The sequence below is a fragment of the Peribacillus muralis genome, from assembly GCF_001645685.2.
In the GTDB taxonomy this organism is placed as follows: Bacteria; Bacillota; Bacilli; order Bacillales; family DSM-1321; genus Peribacillus; species Peribacillus muralis_A.
In genome coordinates, this window is the sequence record NZ_CP017080.1 from 593,451 (window position 1) to 611,868 (window position 18,418).

Sequence of the window (18,418 nt, forward strand, 5' to 3'; positions counted from 1 at the left end):
ACGAAACCCCGCATTCATGGAAATACGGGGTTTATCGTTTAAGCTGGCGCTTGTTGATTTAGATGGCCAACCAAATCCATGACTTGTTTTGCCTGATCTTCAAGATGGAGGGATTGCTTCAGCAAAGAGTCCATCAAGAATGCCTGTTCACTTGTAGAAGAGGCGATTTGCTGATTAGCTGAACGAGATTCCTGTGAATCATGCAGTAAGGACTCAAATATTTCATGAACGGACCTGTTCGTCTCCGTCAATTGAAATATGCTTGATTCGTAGAGGCGCAATAGCTGGTTCACACCTTCGTTGGACGAATAAATCGATCCGAATACCAGCTGCGATTCATTTGCGATCTTCGCTCCCTTTTCCAAATCCATGATCGAATCTCCCACTTGCTTCTGTATCAATTCCGTTTCGTCTTGGATTTTACTGACCACACGGACAATCTCTTGAGCAGAAGAATCTGACTGTTTAGCGAGGTTCCTGACTTCTTCTGCAACAACAGCAAATCCCTTTCCAGCTTCTCCCGCACGAGCTGCCTCTATGGAAGCATTAAGGGCTAAAAGGTTAGTTTGATCTGAAATACGGTTAATCATGATGGTAAATTGCTCAATATCTTTTATTCGCTGTTTGAAGCCATGAATCGTATTCGCCAAACCGGTAACATGCTCATTGACTGCTTCGAATTGAATATGAAGTTTCTTCATCAGCTGCTGACCTGCATCCACATGAACGCTGGTGGAAACCGAGTTCTCTGAAACCTCATTCGTGCGCTTGCCAAGGTCGAGGACCTGTTCTTCCATGCTCTTCAGCCTGATCATATTGGATTCCGTCAGGTCCTGATTGCGTTCCGTTTTTAGGGCCATGTTTTGGATATTGGCATTAATTTGGGCTGAGGCGCTATTGGTTTCCTGACTCGTTCCTTTAATCTCAGATGAGACGTGCAGCATATCTTGAGACATTAAATCCAATGCGGTCAACAGCTCCGTTGTTTTTTTCTCGATTTTGCTGTTCTGCTCCGATAAGTTTTTTTTCATTGATTCTTTGTGCAATAGCAGAACAATCGTTGCTCCGCTAGTCAAAATTAGGAAGAAAGCGTGTACCAGGAGAAGCGAAAACGCATAATTAGATGTTCCGCAAAGCAGCTCTGGAAATAAGAAGTAGCCTGCCAGATGCTGTATGGCAAAAATCATCGTGCTCAAAAGGACAAGCTGAATGGAATCAAAGAATGCGATTAAAGCAATGACCATAAAAATTGAAAAATGGTATTCAACCAACCCATTCCCTCCAGCTATCATGGATATGGATGAAAACGTGAGGCATAACGTGATAAACCAAGGCAGCAACGGATGATTTCTATTTTTCTTATAGAATAGGCTTGCCAAAATGAAGAATATGATTGGAAGTAGAAACAATATGAAAAGAGAAAATGATAGGTGAGAAGGAAGCTGCGCAATTTCCCTCATAATTAGATAGTCTTCTAAAAAACCCGTGTACCTGTGCAAGAAATGAATGAAGATTCCCATCAAAACCGTACCTGCACTAAACAATAACATTAAATAATTCCCTTTGAATTTATTCATGGTCATACTCCTCAATCAGTTAATAATCCAGATAAAAAAAGCTAACTAAACATTATGTTTAATTAGCCGGTTGCGCTACTGACTCCAAACTATCCAAGCGCCCATATACGGATAGTTCTTCAAAGTCTCAGGATTCATATAACATCTATATCGGTTTGGATCTTGAAATCTTGATGAATTATGATTTGGTAGCATAAAAAATTTCAGGGAGGGAGTGTAATGATTATGTGAGGCGGCGATCCTGATCATTTCTTTTTATTTAGTTTTTCATTCCCATGTTTGAAGTTACCCGTAATTTTGGCGAGAAGTAATTGTACCTCCAATATATTGTTTTCAACGTCTTTAATTTTTTTTAACAGCCGTTCTGCTTCTTTATCCTTTACGACCTTGATTTGTTTATTATGGAAATAAATGATTATGGTTGCTTTTTTTGTGACGATATAAGTGAAGGGTTCTTCCATTAATTTATTCCGTTTATCTAGTTCCCCCATCATAATCTCTCCTTTTTTTTAAAGTGTTCTCCATTTTGATAGTAAAGTTGTTATTTGAATAAAAGCAAATCCCGGGAAACGGTATTGTCAATTTGATAAAAAAATCCCATAGACATAACCTCTCGTTTTTAAATTTTCAATAGTATTAGAGGTTTTAGAAAAAAATCCCATAAATATTATTTAGAGAAAATAATATTTATTCTAAAAATTCATATTATATTACTTTATACTTATGCTATATTATAGGGAGAATAATAAATTATCACGCATAATCAAAGAATTGGAGTGATTTCAATGAAGAAGCTTGGTTTACTTAGTCTGCTTTTGATTTTGACTATCTTTATCTCTGCATGTGGGAGCAATGATGGAAAAAATGCAGGTGAGGAAAAGAAAAATGAAAAAGTATATAAAGTTGGCGTGGATACGACATATCCACCGTTTGAATTCAAAGAAGGAAACGAATATAAAGGCATAGATATTGATTTAATCAATGCAGTAGCGAAAGACCAGAATTTTAAAATCAAATTAACTCCGATGGATTTCGGCGGAATCATTCCGGCGATGCAAGCCAATCAGCTTGATGTGGCCATTGCAGGAATGAGCATTACCGAGGATAGAAAAAAGGTTGTTGATTTCTCAACGCCATATTTCGATGCAGGCTTGACTGTCGTCGTGACGAAAGATAATAAGACGACCAAATCAGTTGCTGACCTTAAAGGGAAGACAGTAGCAGTAAAAAAAGGGACAACCGGTGCTAAATATGCTCAGGATAATGCTAGTGAATTAAAGATTAAAGTGGTTCAGTTCAATGACTCACCAGCGATGTTCCAAGAAGTGTCGAATGGTAACGCCGATGCACTTATAGAAGATTATCCCGTTATCTCCTATGCCATTGCCCAAAAAGACCTTGGCTTGAAAACCGTAGGTGACCGCTTGAATGGCGATCAGTATGGAATTGCTGTATTGAAAGGTGAAAATCAGGATCTTTTGAAGAAAATTAATGATGGTCTTGCCAATCTGAAAAAAGATGGCAAGTATGATGAAATCATAAAAACGTATCTTGGAGAATAGGTTAAAGGCTCAATAAGCGCGCCTAAGGCGCGCTTTCTTTTTCGGAGGGGTGAAAGTAATGGATATTATTGTTGCGGCGTTGCCTATGTTAGTAAAAGGACTTCAGGTGACGCTTTACATCTTTGTGATTGCCATTATCCTAGGTTTTTTGATTGGTTTAGTAGTGGCCTTGCTACGACTTGCCCCTATCAAGATCTTGAACTGGATTGCAAAGGTTTATGTGGATGCGATACGAGGGACACCGTTCATCGTGCAGTTGTTTTTTATTTATTTCGGAGTGAACTCGCTAAATATCATTTCATTGAACAGTACGACAGCTGGAATCATCACGGTTGCGATCAACGCCGGAGCATATTTTGCTGAAATAATAAGAGCCGGGATACAATCGATCGATAAAGGCCAAACGGAAGCGGCAAGATCAATCGGGTTCACTGGGACTCAAGCGATGCGCTATGTCGTGCTGCCACAGGCCTTTAGAAGGATGCTTCCTACAATTACGAACCAATCGATCATTAGCTTGAAAGATACATCTCTCTTATCCGTCATCGGGATTGCCGATTTGACGCAGCAAGGTCAAATTCAAGCCTCGGCAACGTTTGAGGCATTCAAGATTTGGCTGGTTGTCGGTGTGATTTACTTTATCATCATTTATTTGATAACCCTGATTGCCAATTTCATTGAAAGGAGGGTTCAAGTGCGATGAGCATCATTACTGTAAAAAACCTGAGAAAATCATTTGGAGCTGTCGAGGTGTTAAAGGATATTAATGCAGTAGTACAGGAAAAGGAAGTAATTTGTGTAATAGGCCCTTCTGGATCTGGAAAAAGTACATTTCTGCGATGCCTGAACCTTCTTGAAGAGGTAACGGGCGGGGAAGTGGTCGTTAACGGACACAACATAACCGACCCTAAAAGAAAAATCAATATAAACAAAGTGCGGCAAGAGGTAGGAATGGTTTTTCAACATTTCAATCTATTTCCTCACAAGACGGTATTGGAAAACATAACATTGGGCCCGATCAAAATTCGCGCCACCGATAAGGCCGAAGCGGCGAGATTGGCACTTGAGTTATTGGATAAGGTGGGTTTGAGGGAGAAGGCGAGCAGCTATCCAGGAGAACTTTCCGGAGGGCAAAAGCAGCGGGTTGCCATCGCTAGGGCACTGGCAATGAATCCGAAAATCATGCTATTCGACGAGCCGACTTCTGCGCTTGATCCTGAAATGGTCGGAGATGTCTTAGAGGTAATGAAGCAACTGGCTAAAGAAGGCATGACAATGGTCGTCGTCACGCATGAAATGGGCTTTGCCCGCGAAGTCGGTGACCGAGTCATTTTCATGGATGGAGGGTACATCGTTGAAGAAAACGAGCCGAATGCATTATTCGGCAACCCACAGCATGAGAGAACCAAATCCTTCTTGAGTAAGGTGCTATAACAAAAATCATGAGATTGCCGTTCAAATAAGTAAGCCATGGCAGAAGTTGTGCATAAAGTGTGGATAAAGGAATGTGGACATGAGGGACAACCCGATCGCCCATCCCTTTGCCTTCACTTTGTGCATAACTTTTTTTTATAGGGAAAAGAAGCCTGTTGCAGGTATATGCAAATGTCAGATCATTGATATTGAAGGTATCTATAGTTGGTGGTGGTGCACTTAATTCAAGAGTACACAAGAAATTGACGAGAAACGACCCCGATTACGTGTGAAAGGCGTAATTTTTATGAACACCCGCAGCAAATTCAATTCACAGCCCCTCCGAACTCTCGAGTTACTCAATTTGAGTGATATCGAGAATTGAACTCCTGTTGCCCCTCGTACTTCGAACGTTTCATTGCACCCCCTTATGCAGAGGCTGTTTGCCCAGCGCTTTTGCTCCTTTTGGGTCTCACTTGGACAAAATCCTCAAGAATGAGTCCCGTATGTTCGATTCAATCCATTTAAAACCGTTTGTGCCTTCGTGGGTGAGTGGAACGCAATGATTTTTGTTCGTATTCGTACGATCTGATATTCATCTCTTAAGGACTCTGGTTGAGTGATTGAGATAGTCGGAATATTTAAAAGCTGTTGTCGCCGATTGAGCTTGCAATACAGCTAGCTTCTGTAAAGATGACTACGTTGCTACAGTTCCTTCAATTTCAAATGAAAAATCAAAAGGGTTTCGGCATGTTCTCATTCCGAAACCCTTTTGGGCTGCAATGCTGACCTAAGGACTGCATTGGTGTTTTGTTTTACTGTGTTCCATAACAAATCAGGTTCGTCATGATGCGGTATCCGCCTGGGACCTGACCTTGAATTTGGCGGTAGAGGACAAGGTTGGTGTAGAGGTAAGTGCCTTTACCGTAATTAGCCATCAGGATTCCCCCATCGAATGGTGCTTCGTTTGGATCGGCCATGGTAATGAATGTTTCAAAAGAGGCGTCCCACTTCATTGGGAAATATAATCCTCTTTCCTGCACCCAATTTTCCCAGTCATCCGCTGTTATTTTGTTTGGATAGTTGAAAAGGGGTGATTCTGGTTTTAGCACGTTAACCTTGGCTTTTTCATCCGTCACCCTCCATCGAATCGAAGGATTTCCGAGAGTTAGTGGATATGGAGCAGTAGTCATGGGGTCCCAGCCATCACCCGGTTTGTGGTATTGAACGACGAGATGGCCACCATTTTCCACATATTGAAGCAAGCGTGCATTATTGGCCCTTAAATCTTCCCTGGATAAATAGGCACGTATGCCTGTGACGATCGTATCGTATTGGCTCAAATCAGCTTCAGCCAAATCAACTGGAGTCAATTTTGTAATGACAAGCCCTGCATGGTTTAAATAATCTGCCACCTTATCAAATCCACTGTCGATGTAACCGACCTTTAATGAGTCGGGCATTGAAAGCTCAAATGCGGCGGTGTTGATGGCTGCAGGATATTGGTAATAGAACGTTCCAATATGATCATAAGAAATTTCCTGAATGGTCGAGTCAAAATCCTTTCCGTGAACGGTAGCAACTGCCTTGATTTGATAATCACCATTTTGAATCGTTTTAGGTGGTGTGAGGATGAATTTCACTTGTTTTTCTTCTGAATGTTTCCTAAAAGATACAATGGCTTTTTTCGGATGTACCTTCCAGTTCTTTGGAGTATTTAAAGCGACCTTTGCAGATGCTTTTCCTTCTGAATAATTTTTCAGAGATACGGTCACGGGGATTTCTTCTCTTACATCTGCTGTATTAACAACGATATCTTCCGGAGAAAGGGAAAGGGAAACGTCGGGAAGGACTGCAATCGTTCCATCCAATTCTTCCGTAATGGAGGTTTTCGTCGTGCCATACCCATAAGTGATGTTGGCAGCAATCGTTGGGCCCCCATAAGCTTGATAATAGGATGCATCCTCCGGCACTTTAACTTGGTACGTAATGGTTGCCGCTTCATTTGGTGCAAGACTGACACTTTTGGATGGTGTGTTCGTCTTCCATCCTTTAGGCACACTCACTGCAGCCGTGACTTTTTTCAATGTTTGCTTTCCATCATTTTTAAGTGTGATGGTCACCTTCGTTTTTTGGCCCTTCGTTAGGATGTTGGAATCTGCTATAGCTTGAACGTCCAATCCTGAAGAGACATAGCTGACTGCTTGTAATTGCTCTTCCTTTAATGAAACCTTATGAAGCAGGTCATTCGTCAGCGCATGGCTTAGCTTCGCATTTTTTATTTGTATGCTCAGGTTACGCAGATGAGAAAGAGCTGTCTGGGATTTGGAAAAAACACGTTTTTCATTTGGATAGGCTGCAATGACAGCATCCAAATTTCTCTGGATATCGTTCAAGTCTTTCTTCAATTTCCTAGCTGAAGGAGGGAGTTTTTCAGCCCATTCCGTAAAATTGTAAGGTACACCCGCAAAAAGTTCCGACTTATTCATAGTATCGACGGCACTTTGCTTCAAATCAAGATGGATCTGCCGCGGTTCAGCAGGAATATTGGAACCCATGCCCTGACTTTTATGGAGGTAACGGGATTGTTCTCCGAGTTGTGGATAAGTCATGCCGTAGATGGGATCATATTTCCCGATTTCAATGGAGGTGGTGGCTTTGTCTGCCGAGGCAACAGGTAAATACAACTTTTTCACCTGCCATACCGATAGCCCCTGCTTCAATTGATGTGGAAAAATGGTCGGATCTGCCGCATCCTTGAATGCACGCTCACTTAAGATCGTCATCGTGCGGTGATGTCCATGCTGGGTATCATCATTTTGGAAGGATGGCAACAAGATATCGGGCTGGTACGTTCGGATAAAGCGGATAAGCCGCTCGTACGTAAGCTGTTCTCCCCATTTTTCCAATGTTTCTTCAGGCGTTTTCGAGAAGCCGAAATCATAGATGGGATCTGATGTCGTTTCACTTAGATGATATGCCTTCACTCCGGTGATCTTTGCAGCTTCTATCATTTCCCTTGAACGGATGATACCAAGCGCGTTGTCCAGTTCATCACCAATTTCATTTTGCCCGCCTTCACCCCTGTTTGCAATCAAGCTCGATGTCTTCACGCCCAATCCTCTGGAAAGGTAAGCGAGAAAGTCACTGCGTTCATCATCTGGATGGGCACCGCTGTTTAGGAATGTAACGGTTGTCCCGAGAGGCTTGACTGCATTCCATAACGCGACATTTGCTTTCTCCGGATTTGCTGAAACCCCACTCAACGGCAATAGTACAAGCACTAATAAAAGAGAAAAAAATATCCGTATTTTTTCCATTTATTAGTTCAACCCCCTTCTAATTTTTTAAAGCTTTAATGAAGAAAGAAAATATAGGTTAGTACTGCTTTCTAACTAACCAGAAGAAAGATGGTATCTAATGAATATCATTTATGGTTATATTTGTAAATGATTAGAAGTAACTATTATAATCAGTCAATTTAAGCTAGTCAAAAAAACTCCTTGTATGTCATGTCATTTTAAATTTCTGGAAAATTAATTAGTCATATTTACTAACTAAATAAGGTTAGGCCGTGATGAGATGAGTATGAATAAAACACCCCGTCAACAAAAATATGTCAATAAAAAAAGAATCATTCAATGCATCCGAGAGTGTTCCCCGGTTTCAAGAGCTGAAATAGCCGTTAAGCTGCGGCTTAGTAAACCGACTGTTTCGCTTGCCGTCGATGAGCTTTTACAGGAGAAATGGATATTCGAGAAGGGGATAGGCGAATCATCTTCGCAAGGAGGCAGGAGGCCCATTCAGCTCTTTTTCAACGAAAAGGCAGCATATATCATTGGCGTCGATATTGGCGGAACGAAGGTGAAAATCGTGTTATGTGATTTATGCGGCAACATCCAGGCTGAAACTGGATTTTTAACAAGTGATTATTTGCAAACGGGTTTGCTTGAACAGATGGCGCTTGAAATTGAACGATTAATTGCCAGGAGCCCGATTGAGAAAGACAGGATATTGGGGATGGGAGTAGGGATTCCTGGAATTATGCAGACGGCAAGCGGATTGGTTATCGAGGCACCAAGTATAGGTTGGGTACAGTATCCGTTTATAGCGGAAGCGAAACGCTTTTTTAATTTCCCCATTTTTATCGACAATGATGTGAATGCTGCGGTTCTCGGAGAACAGTGGCTCGGAAATGCACTAAATAAGCGGAATGTGCTGTTCATTGCGGTTGGTACGGGGATTGGATGTGGCATGATCTTGAATAATCAGTTATATAGGGGAGCATCCAGCGCAGCTGGGGAAATCGGATACATGGTTACGAACAAAGAGGAGATGCTGCGCGATTTTAAGCCGGCTTTTCATAGATACGGTTATTTGGAAAGTGTTGCAGGGGGGAAAGCGATTGGCGATCATTTCACCGAGGCTGTCAGAAAAAATCCTCATCATTATTTATTCGCCCTGGCCCAGTCTTCACAGCTGTCAGGGGCAGATGCTTTTTCGGCCGCAGCAAGTGGTGACGCGGCAGCAATTGCCGTCATTCATGAAGCGATTGAACATTTGGCTTACGGCATTGTCAATGCATGCAGTTTGCTAAATCCCGAGGTGATCATATTAGGAGGTGGTGTATTACATTCTGCGGCATACATTATACCTCGGATCCAGGAGATTATTGAACGATATCTTCCAAGTCCAGCAGAAATGAAAACAGCAAGACTGGGAGAAAACGCAGGTGCTTTAGGAGCGGTTTCTTTATTTTTAAGGGAGTATGATGGCCTTTTAAATTCACGTGATGAGGAGGATCATTAATGAAATTTAGCAAGAGATTAGATGTTTCCATATGGACCTTGGCGGCGGTGATATTGGTTTCCGGTTGTAACGCAAAAAATGAGGAAGCTGGTGTTTCCGAAGGGAAAAAAGGAGAAATGGAAGATAAAATTGTGGTGTATTCCCCGCATGGAAAGGATATTTTAGCAAAATATGAAAAGCAGTTCGAAGCTAAATATGGGGTTGATGTCGAGTGGCTTGACATGGGTTCGCAGGAGATTCTCGACCGTGTTCGATCAGAGAAAAATAATCCGCAGGCAGACGTATGGTGGGGAGCTCCTTCAACGAATTTCAATCAAGCTAGTGCTGAAGGACTGCTAGCTGCATACAAGCCAACCTATTCAGATCATCTTGATGAAGGATTCCATGATCCGGAGTGGTATTGGACGGGAACGAGCCAGACACCTGAAGTGATCATGTATAACAGCAAGGAGCTATCAAAGGAGGAAGTACCGCAAGATTGGAATGAGCTGCTTGATCCGAAGTGGAAAGACGAAATTATCATCCGCTATCCCTTAGCCTCCGGAACGATGAGAACGATATTTTCTGCGATGATTTATCGTACGTATAAAGATACGAAGGATCCAAAAGATGGATATGAATGGTTAAAGAAGCTCGACCAAAACACGAAGGAATATTCTGCAAATCCGGAATTGATGTATAACAAGATAGCGAAAGGAGAAGGCTCCCTTTCCGTTTGGGCCATGCCGGATGTCGTCATGTTGAAAGAAAATAAAAAGTATCCGTTTGAGTTCGTCATTCCAGAAAGCGGGACGCCAGTATTGACAGAAGGGATTGCCATTGTGGAAGGTGCGAAGCATCCAAAAGCGGCCGAAGCGTTTTATGAGTTTGTCAATACGAAGGAAGCGGCAAAAAATCTAGCCGAAGAATTTTACCGCATTCCGACCAGGAGTGATGTACCGGATTTACCAGAATGGATTACGAGCACAGAAATCAAAGCGATGGATATTGATTGGAATGTTTTTCAAGAAAAAGGCGATGAGTGGATGAAGCATTGGGATGAAAACATTAAAAGTGGCGATAAGGAAATTAAAGAATAAGGAAGTGTCGGAGGATGGCGTCAATAAAAATGGAGAATGTCCAAAAAGCCTTCGGGAAAACGATAGCTGTCGACCATTTGAATCTGGATATTAAAGAAGGGGAGTTTTTTACCTTTCTTGGCCCAAGTGGCTGCGGGAAAACGACGACGCTTCGGATGATTGCCGGCTTTTATTATCCTACCAAAGGCATCGTCCGTTTCAGCGACAAAGATATGACGCGCGTACCGCCGGAAAAAAGAAATACAGGCATGGTATTTCAAAACTATGCCCTTTTTCCGCATATGACCGTTTTTGAAAATGTAGCATTTGGATTGCGCGTTAGAAAAATTCGTTCGTCCGAGTTAAAGAGAAGAGTGCAGGATGCCCTCCAAAAGGTTAGGCTCGAGAGTTACAGAAATCGACAAGTGAGCCAGTTAAGCGGCGGCCAGCAGCAACGGGTGGCCCTTGCGAGAGCACTGGTGATAGAACCGGAAATATTGCTGCTGGATGAACCGTTAAGTAATTTGGATGCCAAGCTTCGAGATGAGATGAGGGTGGAGATCTTAAGGCTGCAGCGTGATTATAAAATTACCACCATTTATGTCACACATGATCAAGCTGAGGCATTATCGATGAGTGATCGCATCGCTGTGTTCAATTACGGCATTTGTCACCAGGTGGGAACTCCGGCAGAAATTTATAATCAACCGGCCAATGATTTTGTTGCAAGCTTTATAGGTGAAATCAATCTTTTGCCCGTTCAAGTGAAAAGCGTGGAACATGAGAATATGGTGGTCGCGCTTGAAAACGGTGAACAACAAATTACGATCGATGTCCCGAAGCAAGCTGGAGAGGGAGATTCCATTTTACGTACAGATAAGGACCTTGCCGTTGCGATACGTCCTGAAGCAATCCGGATTCTGGATGTGGCCGAAGATGGAATCAATATCTTTAAAGGAAAGATCGATTCCGTTCAATTCTTCGGATCTGTTGTGAATGTCATCGTGGATGTCCAAAACGTGTCAATAAGGGTGGACGTCTTAAATACGCAGGAAGTTGGCTACTATTATCAAGGGAAGGACGTGTATGTCGAACTTCCTCCAAACCAGCTTCGCCTTATCCCTGTCATAAGCGGTGATGCCCCATGATTAAAAATCGCGATACGAGATTGACGATTTGGCTGCTTCTCCCAGTTGTATTGGTGCTCGCGGCATATGTTCTTTATCCATCAATGAGGACCTTCATCGAAAGTTTGCAAAAAGACGGATCGATATCCCTCGGAAATTATCAGGACTTCTTCGTACAGGAATCGAAAACGAACCTGGAGGCGCTTTGGAATTCCGTTTATATCTCCGGCTTGAGTGTATTGGTCAGTGCGATGATAGGCATTCCGCTCGCATTCATTTTTAATCGTTATGACTTTCCAGGCAGAAGCTTCTTTTCATCTGCAGCGATATTGCCGATCGTATTGCCATCATTGGTCGGGGTCATGGCCTTTTTGTTTTTATATGGAGAATCGGGATTGATTCCGAATGTCATCAAGGATCTGTTCGGGCTCGAGCAAGTGCCGTTTAAAATCGGCGGGCTTTCGGGAATCTTGATCGTTCATGCCTATACGATGTATGTCTACTTTTATATGACCGTCTCCGCTGCAATCCATAAAATCGATCCGTCATTGGAAGAAGCTGCATATAACCTTGGGGCTGGTAAATTCAAGGTGTTTTGGCAAGTGACATTTCCATTATTGACGCCCGCCATCGTTGCCGCTTCTTTGCTTGTTTTCATGATTTCAATGGCCTCCTTCAGTGCCCCGTTTTTATTGGCTGGAGGATACCGGGTTCTGAGCCTGCAAATCTATTTTTCAAAGATTAATGGTGATATGGAAATTGCCGCAACTCAATCTGTCATTTTATCCATCGTTTCGATTTCCTTCCTGTTGTTCATGAGGTGGTATCAGAATAGGAAGGATTACCGCATTGCCTCGAAAGGTATTGGATCACATAGAAGCGAAGTGAAAAGCCCGCTGATGAAGTGGGCAATGGCCGTAACGGGCATTATCGGCGTGATCATCCTGCTATTACCTCACTTCACGATTTTATTGCTTTCACTTGTGCCGGATGGAACCTGGACATTCCAAACGTACCCAACAGTATTTAATATCGAAAATTACCGGCTATTGTTCGAAGACCCAAATATCTTTAAACCGTTACGGAATAGTTTACTGATGGCGGTTATTGCCACTTTGGCAAATTTAGTGTTCGGTGTGATCACTTCCTATGTGCTTGTCAAACGAAAATTCGTCGGGAAAAGCATGATTGATATTTTGGTCATGATTCCTTGGGCACTGCCGGCAACGGTCATTGGGATGAACTTGATATTCGCCTTTAATGAACCGAGCGTATTTTCTTTTGGGCAAATATTGGTGGGGAGCTTCTGGATTCTGCCGCTTGCCTATTTCATCCGGCATATCCCACTTGTTGTCCGTTCGACTAACGCGGTTTTGGAGCAGCTGGATGACTCGATCGAGGAAGCGGCCAGGAACCTTGGAGCGAAGTGGTTTTATACCTTCAGAAAGGTACTTTTGCCCATTATCATGCCTGGGGTGTTGGCAGGGACATTATTGGCATTCATCGAGTCCGTCGGGGAATTTCCGACATCGGTGCTGTTGTATACGATTTCCAATAGACCGATATCCATTGAAATCATGAATCAGCTTCGGATGTTCAATATGGGGCAGGCAGCTGCATATGGGATGGTTCAAATCACGCTTATTGTTATCGTACTCTTTATTTCAAACAGGTTTTTTGGAATCAAAGCGGAAAAAGCTTTATAAATCGGAGGTTCAAAGATGAGTAAGCTTGATGAATTTATCAAAAATGAAGGCAGTGCTTTTCCAGGGAAAACATATGCAGAGGAGCTTCTGATGCCTGTTTTCAATGATCAAAGAGATTACTTATTTCATGCGATGTTCGATATTAATCGTGCTCATATCATCATGCTTTCGGAGCAAAAGATCATTAAAGAAGCAGAAGCGAAAACCATGCTGGAGGGCATTCGGAAAGTGGCTCGAACAGATATCACCCAACTAGCCTATCAACCTCAATTCGAAGACTTATTCTTCATGATGGAGGCGAAGATTGGCGATGAGATCGGCCATGAGCTAGCGGGTAAAATCCATATCGGCCGCAGTCGCAATGATATGGGGGTCGCGATGTATCGGCTTGTATTGAGAGGCAGCCTTCTTCAATTGATCGATCAAGTAAATCAATTGCGTGAAGCATTCCTCTTGCAGGCAGAGCAGCATCTAGAAACGTATATAACCGGCTATACGCATACTCAACCGGCCCAGCCGACAACATTGGGCCACTACTTCCTGGCCATTCATGATGTTCTTCACAGAGATACAGGCAGGTTATGGGCAGCTTACGAAACAGTGAACCGGTCTCCCCTTGGTGCAGCTGCATTGACCACGACTGGCTTTCCGATTAGCCGGAACCGTACTGCTGAACTGCTTGGGTTCGATTCGGTTATCGAAAATTCCTATGACTCGATTGCCGGTGCCGATTATTTAGTGGAAACCGCCACTGCGATCATGACATGCATGGTCGATGCCGGCAGATGGATTCAAGATTTCCTGCAGCATGTGACAAGGGAGTTTGGCACATTTCATGTGGCGGATCCTTATGTCCAAGTGAGCAGCATCATGCCGCAAAAAAGAAACCCGGTTTCCATTGAACATTCCCGATCAATCGCAAGCAGCGCGTATGGTGATGCCCTTGCTGCCATGAATATGATCCACAATACTCCATTTGGTGATATCGTCGATACGGAAGATGATTTGCAGCCGCATTTATATCGGGCTTTTGCAAACGCAGGCCGTGTCATGAAGCTAATGTATGCCGTCATCGCGACTTTAAAAGTAGATGAAGGACATACAAAGGAAATGGCGGCAAAATCTTGTATTACGGTTACTGAATTGGCTGATACGCTCACAAGGGATCATAAGATATCATTTAGAAAGGCCCACACGATAGCCAGTCATATCGCAAAACGTTCAATAAGTGAAGGAAAAGAGCTATATGATTGGGATACAGATGACATTAACAAGCTTATCCATGAATTCGCTTCAGTGAACATAGCTGAAGGTGAGTGGGAAAAAATCATCTCCCCCGAGTACTTTGTCAAAATAAGAAGCATACAGGGCGGACCGAGCCCGAAAGAAGTCTCGAGGATGATAGTGGATAGAAAACAACAACTGGAGAAGCAAGTTCAGGAATGCAGGAGAAAGGTGAAAGCGTTGAATGACCGAAGGAAGGCTTTAGTGGATCATTGAAGCTGCTAAGCAATGCGTGATAACCGACAAAACCGAGCCCTATTAATCGAGGCGAAGTATAAGGGAGAGCTGATGTGAAAAAATTTGTATGGAAAGGCAATGGCTATGGGCATTGCCACTATCACGGTCACTTTTCCGGCAAAAAGAGGGCGTGGCACTAACATCACCAATATAGGCAACGGCAGTTTTTAAAAACGTGTAGTGTCAGTTGAAAGGAAGGCAACGGAAATTCCTGCGGGAATGAAAATCCAAGGGAGTAACCCTACAGGAGCAAAGCTAAGTGCCTGCAGTGAAAAGGAACGGCCCAAGGTCATCCAGTTTACCAACCTAGTTTTTATAAAGGAGCGTTTACAGTACAGTCCAAGGCCCAGTCATTTTGACTGAGCCTTGGACTGTATAAATTGCTTTTAAAAGCTTCAAATATTGTTAATGGTAGGTTCTGCCTGAGCCGCCCTCTTACTGAAAGCAAGGCTTACCATGAACATCACCAGGAAATTGACCGCCAAGGCGATGATTCCGACATTCAAATCTTTCGCTGCTTGCGGCAGGGATGGAAACAAGGTTCCTATTGTCGAATGACTGACCGTGATGCAGATCACGATGGCCAATCCGCTGATGATGCCTGCGATTGCACCATATTTATTGATCGGATTATGCCTTTTCAAACTAAAGAGAAGGGATGGGAAGAGCTGTGTAATGAGACTGTATCCCATCAGGATCAATGCTGACATCGTATCTCCGCCGTTCAAGGTAAAGTAGACGGCGATAAGGGCGATGATGGGCACAAGCAGCTTTGCCAGCCTTACGATGTGCCTGTCGGATGCTGCTGGTGCCATTTCCTTATAGACGTTTTTTGCAAGCAGCGTAGCGACACTCATCAATAACATTGATCCCGGCACCAAGGCTGTCAGTAATCCAGCGCCCCCAATAATGCCGATGAACCATGGATCGAAGGTCTCGATCGAAAGGCGAAGCAAGGAGAGATCGGCATCTGCGCCGACGAGACCAGGCACTTTCAATATAGCCGTGAACCCCACGAAAAACACGAATAGTAGCATGAGTGTATAAATGGGGCTGATGATGGCATTTTTTCGAAAGACCTTCCCGCTGCGCGCTGAATATACCGCACTGAAAACCTGGGGCCACATATAGAAACCAAACACGAGTAAGGTTACCGTGGAGATGAACCAGGATACGCTGAGACCCTGTTCAGGAAGCTTCAGGAAACCGGGCTTGGCTGCATCGATGGCTTCGAACATCGGTTGAAAACCGCCGAAGTAATGAATGGGCAAATAAATCCCTAAGAAGCCTATGATGGCTATCATCAAGGTATCTTTAATGACTGCCGTCCAAACTGAACCGTGTATTCCTGATATCATCACATAAATGGTTAAGCCGATGGCCCCCATCCATACCGCAGCAGACATGGAAATGACACCATAAGATGCTTCGGATACAATGATCCCCAATCCCTTCAGCTGCACGACGATTACTGGAATCATCGACACTACACCGACAACTGCCGCCAAAATGCCGAGGATAGGGCTTTGATATTTACTAACAAAAAAATCGGATTGGGACATCAGTTTATTTTCTTTGGCATATTTCCATATTTCCGGAAGGAGCCAATAGGATAATACGTAAGACAATGTGATGTAAATGAGAACATATAAGGCAGGTGCCCCTTTGCCATAGGCCCAGCCGCTGCCGCCAAGAAAGGAGAAGGTCGTATAGATTTCACCGGCCATCAGTAAAAAGACGAATATCGCCCCGAACCCACGTCCACCGACGGTCCACTGCTCGAGGTTCATATCCTTCCCTTTGGATGAGCGAATGCCTAAAAATATGGCTAAAAGTAAAAATGCTAAAATAATGATAAGTGCACTGTTCATTCCTGGTCACCTTCGCGATTCCTTGGGTCCAGCTTATACATGATACCCAAAATGACAGAGGTGAGGACCACCCACATCGACATCCAGAACATATTGAAGGGCATCCCCAATACGTATGGCTCTATCCTATTCACAAAGGGCAGAAATCCTAGTATGCCTATAAAAGGAACTAGTGTAAGGATATATATCATCTTCATCAAAAAAACTCCTCCTTTTTATATAAAGTGAAGCGTATGCCATTATTTTTGGATAATCGGCCGATGATATATAGCTTACACTATTTTGATATAAAATTTAATGTGGGTGCTTATATATTTAAGCAGTCCCGGCCATGGGATGGATGAAGCCTTGAATTCTATTGAGTTCAAGGCTTCATCTTATTCGCTATCGGTTTTTATATTTATAAAGCGTCGCCAAGAGTATGAACCAGATCGGCGTCATCATTAGTGATAGTCGTGTAGCTTCAGCAAATAGCATGACCAGCAGGATGAATGCGAATAATCCTAGAATCAAATAATTTATGAAGGGTGTGAAGGGTGCCTTGAAAGTCGATTTGGCCCTTAAGTCAGGGCGCATTTTCGTATATCTGATATGGGAGATCAAGATGATGCTCCAAACCCAGATGAAACAGATGGCGCTGATGGTCGTCACAACTGTAAAGGCCTGATCCGGTATAAGTTTGCTTAACAATGCTCCTATTGATACAACGATAGTTGAAGTAAATAAGGCATTGCTTGGAACAGCCTGTTTATTTAAATGTGCCAGTTTGGCAGAGGCTTCGTCATTCCTGCTTAGCGTATATAGAATGCGGCTTGTTGAAAATAAACCGCTGTTGCATGCGGAAGCGGCCGATGTCAATACAACGAAATTGATGATTCCAGCAGCGACAGGAATGCCGATTAAAGCAAAAACTTCTACAAATGGGCTGCTCGTCGCATCCAGTTGCGTCCAAGGGTTCACAACCAGGATGACGAATAAGGCACCGACATAGAACAGTAAAATCCGGATAGGGATTTTATTGATGGCAGACGGGATGTTTTTTTTGGGGTTTGCCGTTTCTGCTGCAGAAACCCCAACCAATTCGACACCTACAAAGGAGAAGACGACCAATTGCAGAGACAAAAGGAAACCGGATATGCCATGGGGGAACATGCCTCCATGACTCCAAAGATTCGTTAATGAAACCGTTCCTGTGCTTGTTTTGAAGCCGATGATCAATAAAATGATTCCAGCGACGATCATGGCGATGATCGTAATTACCTTAATGATGGCAAACCAAAATTCCAATTCGCCAAATAGCCTGACGGTCAATAGGTTCAATCCTAATAAAATGACAAGACATATGAGAGCCGGAATCCATTGCGGGATATCGAACCAGTATTGCATATAGACACCAACGGCGATGATATCGGCCATTGCGGTCATGATCCAACAGAACCAATAGGTCCATCCTGTCACGAATCCAGCCCACGGTCCGATATATTCGGCTGCGAATTCGGTGAATGACGTATAACCTGCGTTGGATAAGAGCAATTCACCTAGGGCCCTCATGACAAAAAACAAGGCTATCCCTATGATTAGATACGAAAAAATGATGGATGGTCCCGCCAATTGAATGGCTTTTCCGGACCCTAAAAATAAACCGGTACCAATGGTTCCCCCTATCGCAATCAATTGTACATGCCGATTCTGTAGATCTCTTTTTAACTCCTGTTTAGCCATTCGATACGCCCCCGCCTTTTCAAAGTCTAAGTAATGAAAAATTATTTCAAAC

At 43.3% G+C, this 18,418-nt stretch carries 14 protein-coding genes and 1 riboswitch; of the genes, 8 read left to right on the forward strand and 6 right to left on the reverse strand.

What is annotated here, in order from left to right:
- Positions 1-38 precede the first annotated feature (38 nt).
- A complete protein-coding gene (locus tag ABE28_RS02815) occupies positions 39-1,577 on the reverse strand; it encodes a methyl-accepting chemotaxis protein (RefSeq protein WP_064464100.1) in 1,539 nt (512 codons plus the stop codon).
- A gap of 57 nt (positions 1,578-1,634) precedes the next feature.
- A riboswitch (cyclic di-GMP riboswitch) is annotated at positions 1,635-1,716 on the reverse strand.
- 106 nt (positions 1,717-1,822) lie between these two features.
- Positions 1,823-2,071, reverse strand: a complete 249-nt coding sequence (locus tag ABE28_RS02820) for a hypothetical protein (protein WP_257390688.1) — start codon at positions 2,069-2,071, stop codon at positions 1,823-1,825.
- Positions 2,072-2,362: 291 nt separating this feature from the next.
- On the opposite strand from ABE28_RS02820, the gene ABE28_RS02825 reads away from it, so the two are divergent.
- Genes ABE28_RS02825 through ABE28_RS02835 form a run of 3 tightly spaced genes read left to right on the forward strand, consistent with a single transcriptional unit; the run spans position 2,363 to position 4,573 of the window.
- On the forward strand, positions 2,363-3,139 hold the full coding sequence (locus tag ABE28_RS02825; RefSeq protein WP_064464095.1) for a transporter substrate-binding domain-containing protein: 777 nt from the start codon (positions 2,363-2,365) through the stop codon (positions 3,137-3,139).
- A 58-nt stretch (positions 3,140-3,197) separates the two neighbouring features.
- On the forward strand, positions 3,198-3,842 hold the full coding sequence (locus ABE28_RS02830; RefSeq protein ID WP_064464093.1) for an amino acid ABC transporter permease: 645 nt from the start codon (positions 3,198-3,200) through the stop codon (positions 3,840-3,842).
- Positions 3,839-4,573, forward strand: coding sequence for an amino acid ABC transporter ATP-binding protein (locus tag ABE28_RS02835; protein WP_064464091.1), 735 nt, complete (start codon positions 3,839-3,841; stop codon positions 4,571-4,573). Before ABE28_RS02830 ends, ABE28_RS02835 begins: the two co-directional genes overlap by 4 nt.
- Before the next feature lie 794 nt (positions 4,574-5,367).
- Here ABE28_RS02835 and ABE28_RS02840 read toward each other — a convergent pair.
- Complete coding sequence (locus tag ABE28_RS02840; protein WP_064464089.1) at positions 5,368-7,872, reverse strand: NEW3 domain-containing protein; 2,505 nt, start codon at positions 7,870-7,872, stop codon at positions 5,368-5,370.
- Between the two features lie 268 nt (positions 7,873-8,140).
- On the opposite strand from ABE28_RS02840, the gene ABE28_RS02845 reads away from it, so the two are divergent.
- The 5 genes from ABE28_RS02845 to argH are packed head-to-tail and all read left to right on the forward strand — an operon-like array spanning position 8,141 to position 14,752.
- Positions 8,141-9,361 (forward strand): ROK family transcriptional regulator, encoded by a 1,221-nt coding sequence (locus ABE28_RS02845; protein WP_064464087.1) that lies wholly within the window; start codon positions 8,141-8,143, stop codon positions 9,359-9,361.
- Positions 9,361-10,440: an extracellular solute-binding protein gene (locus ABE28_RS02850; RefSeq protein ID WP_064464085.1), complete on the forward strand. Its 1,080-nt coding sequence runs from the start codon at positions 9,361-9,363 to the stop codon at positions 10,438-10,440. Before ABE28_RS02845 ends, ABE28_RS02850 begins: the two co-directional genes overlap by 1 nt.
- A gap of 14 nt (positions 10,441-10,454) precedes the next feature.
- Positions 10,455-11,567: an ABC transporter ATP-binding protein gene (locus ABE28_RS02855; RefSeq protein WP_064464083.1), complete on the forward strand. Its 1,113-nt coding sequence runs from the start codon at positions 10,455-10,457 to the stop codon at positions 11,565-11,567.
- Positions 11,564-13,252 (forward strand): ABC transporter permease, encoded by a 1,689-nt coding sequence (locus ABE28_RS02860; protein ID WP_064464081.1) that lies wholly within the window; start codon positions 11,564-11,566, stop codon positions 13,250-13,252. Before ABE28_RS02855 ends, ABE28_RS02860 begins: the two co-directional genes overlap by 4 nt.
- 15 nt (positions 13,253-13,267) lie before the next feature.
- Positions 13,268-14,752, forward strand: a complete 1,485-nt coding sequence (gene argH / locus ABE28_RS02865) for an argininosuccinate lyase (RefSeq protein ID WP_064464079.1) — start codon at positions 13,268-13,270, stop codon at positions 14,750-14,752.
- 416 nt (positions 14,753-15,168) lie between these two features.
- On the opposite strand, the gene ABE28_RS02870 is transcribed toward argH, so the two are convergent.
- From ABE28_RS02870 to ABE28_RS02880, 3 genes are all read right to left on the reverse strand, one after another.
- Entirely contained in the window at positions 15,169-16,644 is a 1,476-nt protein-coding gene (locus tag ABE28_RS02870) for a sodium:solute symporter family protein (protein WP_064464077.1), read from the reverse strand.
- Positions 16,641-16,841: a DUF3311 domain-containing protein gene (locus tag ABE28_RS02875; RefSeq protein WP_064464075.1), complete on the reverse strand. Its 201-nt coding sequence runs from the start codon at positions 16,839-16,841 to the stop codon at positions 16,641-16,643. The genes ABE28_RS02870 and ABE28_RS02875 overlap by 4 nt, the downstream gene beginning before the upstream one ends.
- Before the next feature lie 187 nt (positions 16,842-17,028).
- Positions 17,029-18,366, reverse strand: coding sequence for an amino acid permease (locus tag ABE28_RS02880; RefSeq protein WP_064464073.1), 1,338 nt, complete (start codon positions 18,364-18,366; stop codon positions 17,029-17,031).
- Between the last annotated feature and the right edge of the window lie 52 nt (positions 18,367-18,418).

Bases quoted from the DNA above. Each gene is read 5' to 3' on its own strand.
- ABE28_RS02815 (WP_064464100.1), bottom strand. From the start codon at position 1,577: ATGAATAAATTCAAAGGGAATTATTTAATGTTATTGTTTAGTGCAGGT.
- ABE28_RS02820 (WP_257390688.1), bottom strand. From the start codon at position 2,071: ATGATGGGGGAACTAGATAAACGGAATAAATTAATGGAAGAACCCTTC.
- ABE28_RS02825 (WP_064464095.1), top strand. From the start codon at position 2,363: ATGAAGAAGCTTGGTTTACTTAGTCTGCTTTTGATTTTGACTATCTTT.
- ABE28_RS02830 (WP_064464093.1), top strand. From the start codon at position 3,198: ATGGATATTATTGTTGCGGCGTTGCCTATGTTAGTAAAAGGACTTCAG.
- ABE28_RS02835 (WP_064464091.1), top strand. From the start codon at position 3,839: ATGAGCATCATTACTGTAAAAAACCTGAGAAAATCATTTGGAGCTGTC.
- ABE28_RS02840 (WP_064464089.1), bottom strand. From the start codon at position 7,872: ATGGAAAAAATACGGATATTTTTTTCTCTTTTATTAGTGCTTGTACTA.
- ABE28_RS02845 (WP_064464087.1), top strand. From the start codon at position 8,141: ATGAATAAAACACCCCGTCAACAAAAATATGTCAATAAAAAAAGAATC.
- ABE28_RS02850 (WP_064464085.1), top strand. From the start codon at position 9,361: ATGAAATTTAGCAAGAGATTAGATGTTTCCATATGGACCTTGGCGGCG.
- ABE28_RS02855 (WP_064464083.1), top strand. From the start codon at position 10,455: ATGGCGTCAATAAAAATGGAGAATGTCCAAAAAGCCTTCGGGAAAACG.
- ABE28_RS02860 (WP_064464081.1), top strand. From the start codon at position 11,564: ATGATTAAAAATCGCGATACGAGATTGACGATTTGGCTGCTTCTCCCA.
- argH (WP_064464079.1), top strand. From the start codon at position 13,268: ATGAGTAAGCTTGATGAATTTATCAAAAATGAAGGCAGTGCTTTTCCA.
- ABE28_RS02870 (WP_064464077.1), bottom strand. From the start codon at position 16,644: ATGAACAGTGCACTTATCATTATTTTAGCATTTTTACTTTTAGCCATA.
- ABE28_RS02875 (WP_064464075.1), bottom strand. From the start codon at position 16,841: ATGAAGATGATATATATCCTTACACTAGTTCCTTTTATAGGCATACTA.
- ABE28_RS02880 (WP_064464073.1), bottom strand. From the start codon at position 18,366: ATGGCTAAACAGGAGTTAAAAAGAGATCTACAGAATCGGCATGTACAA.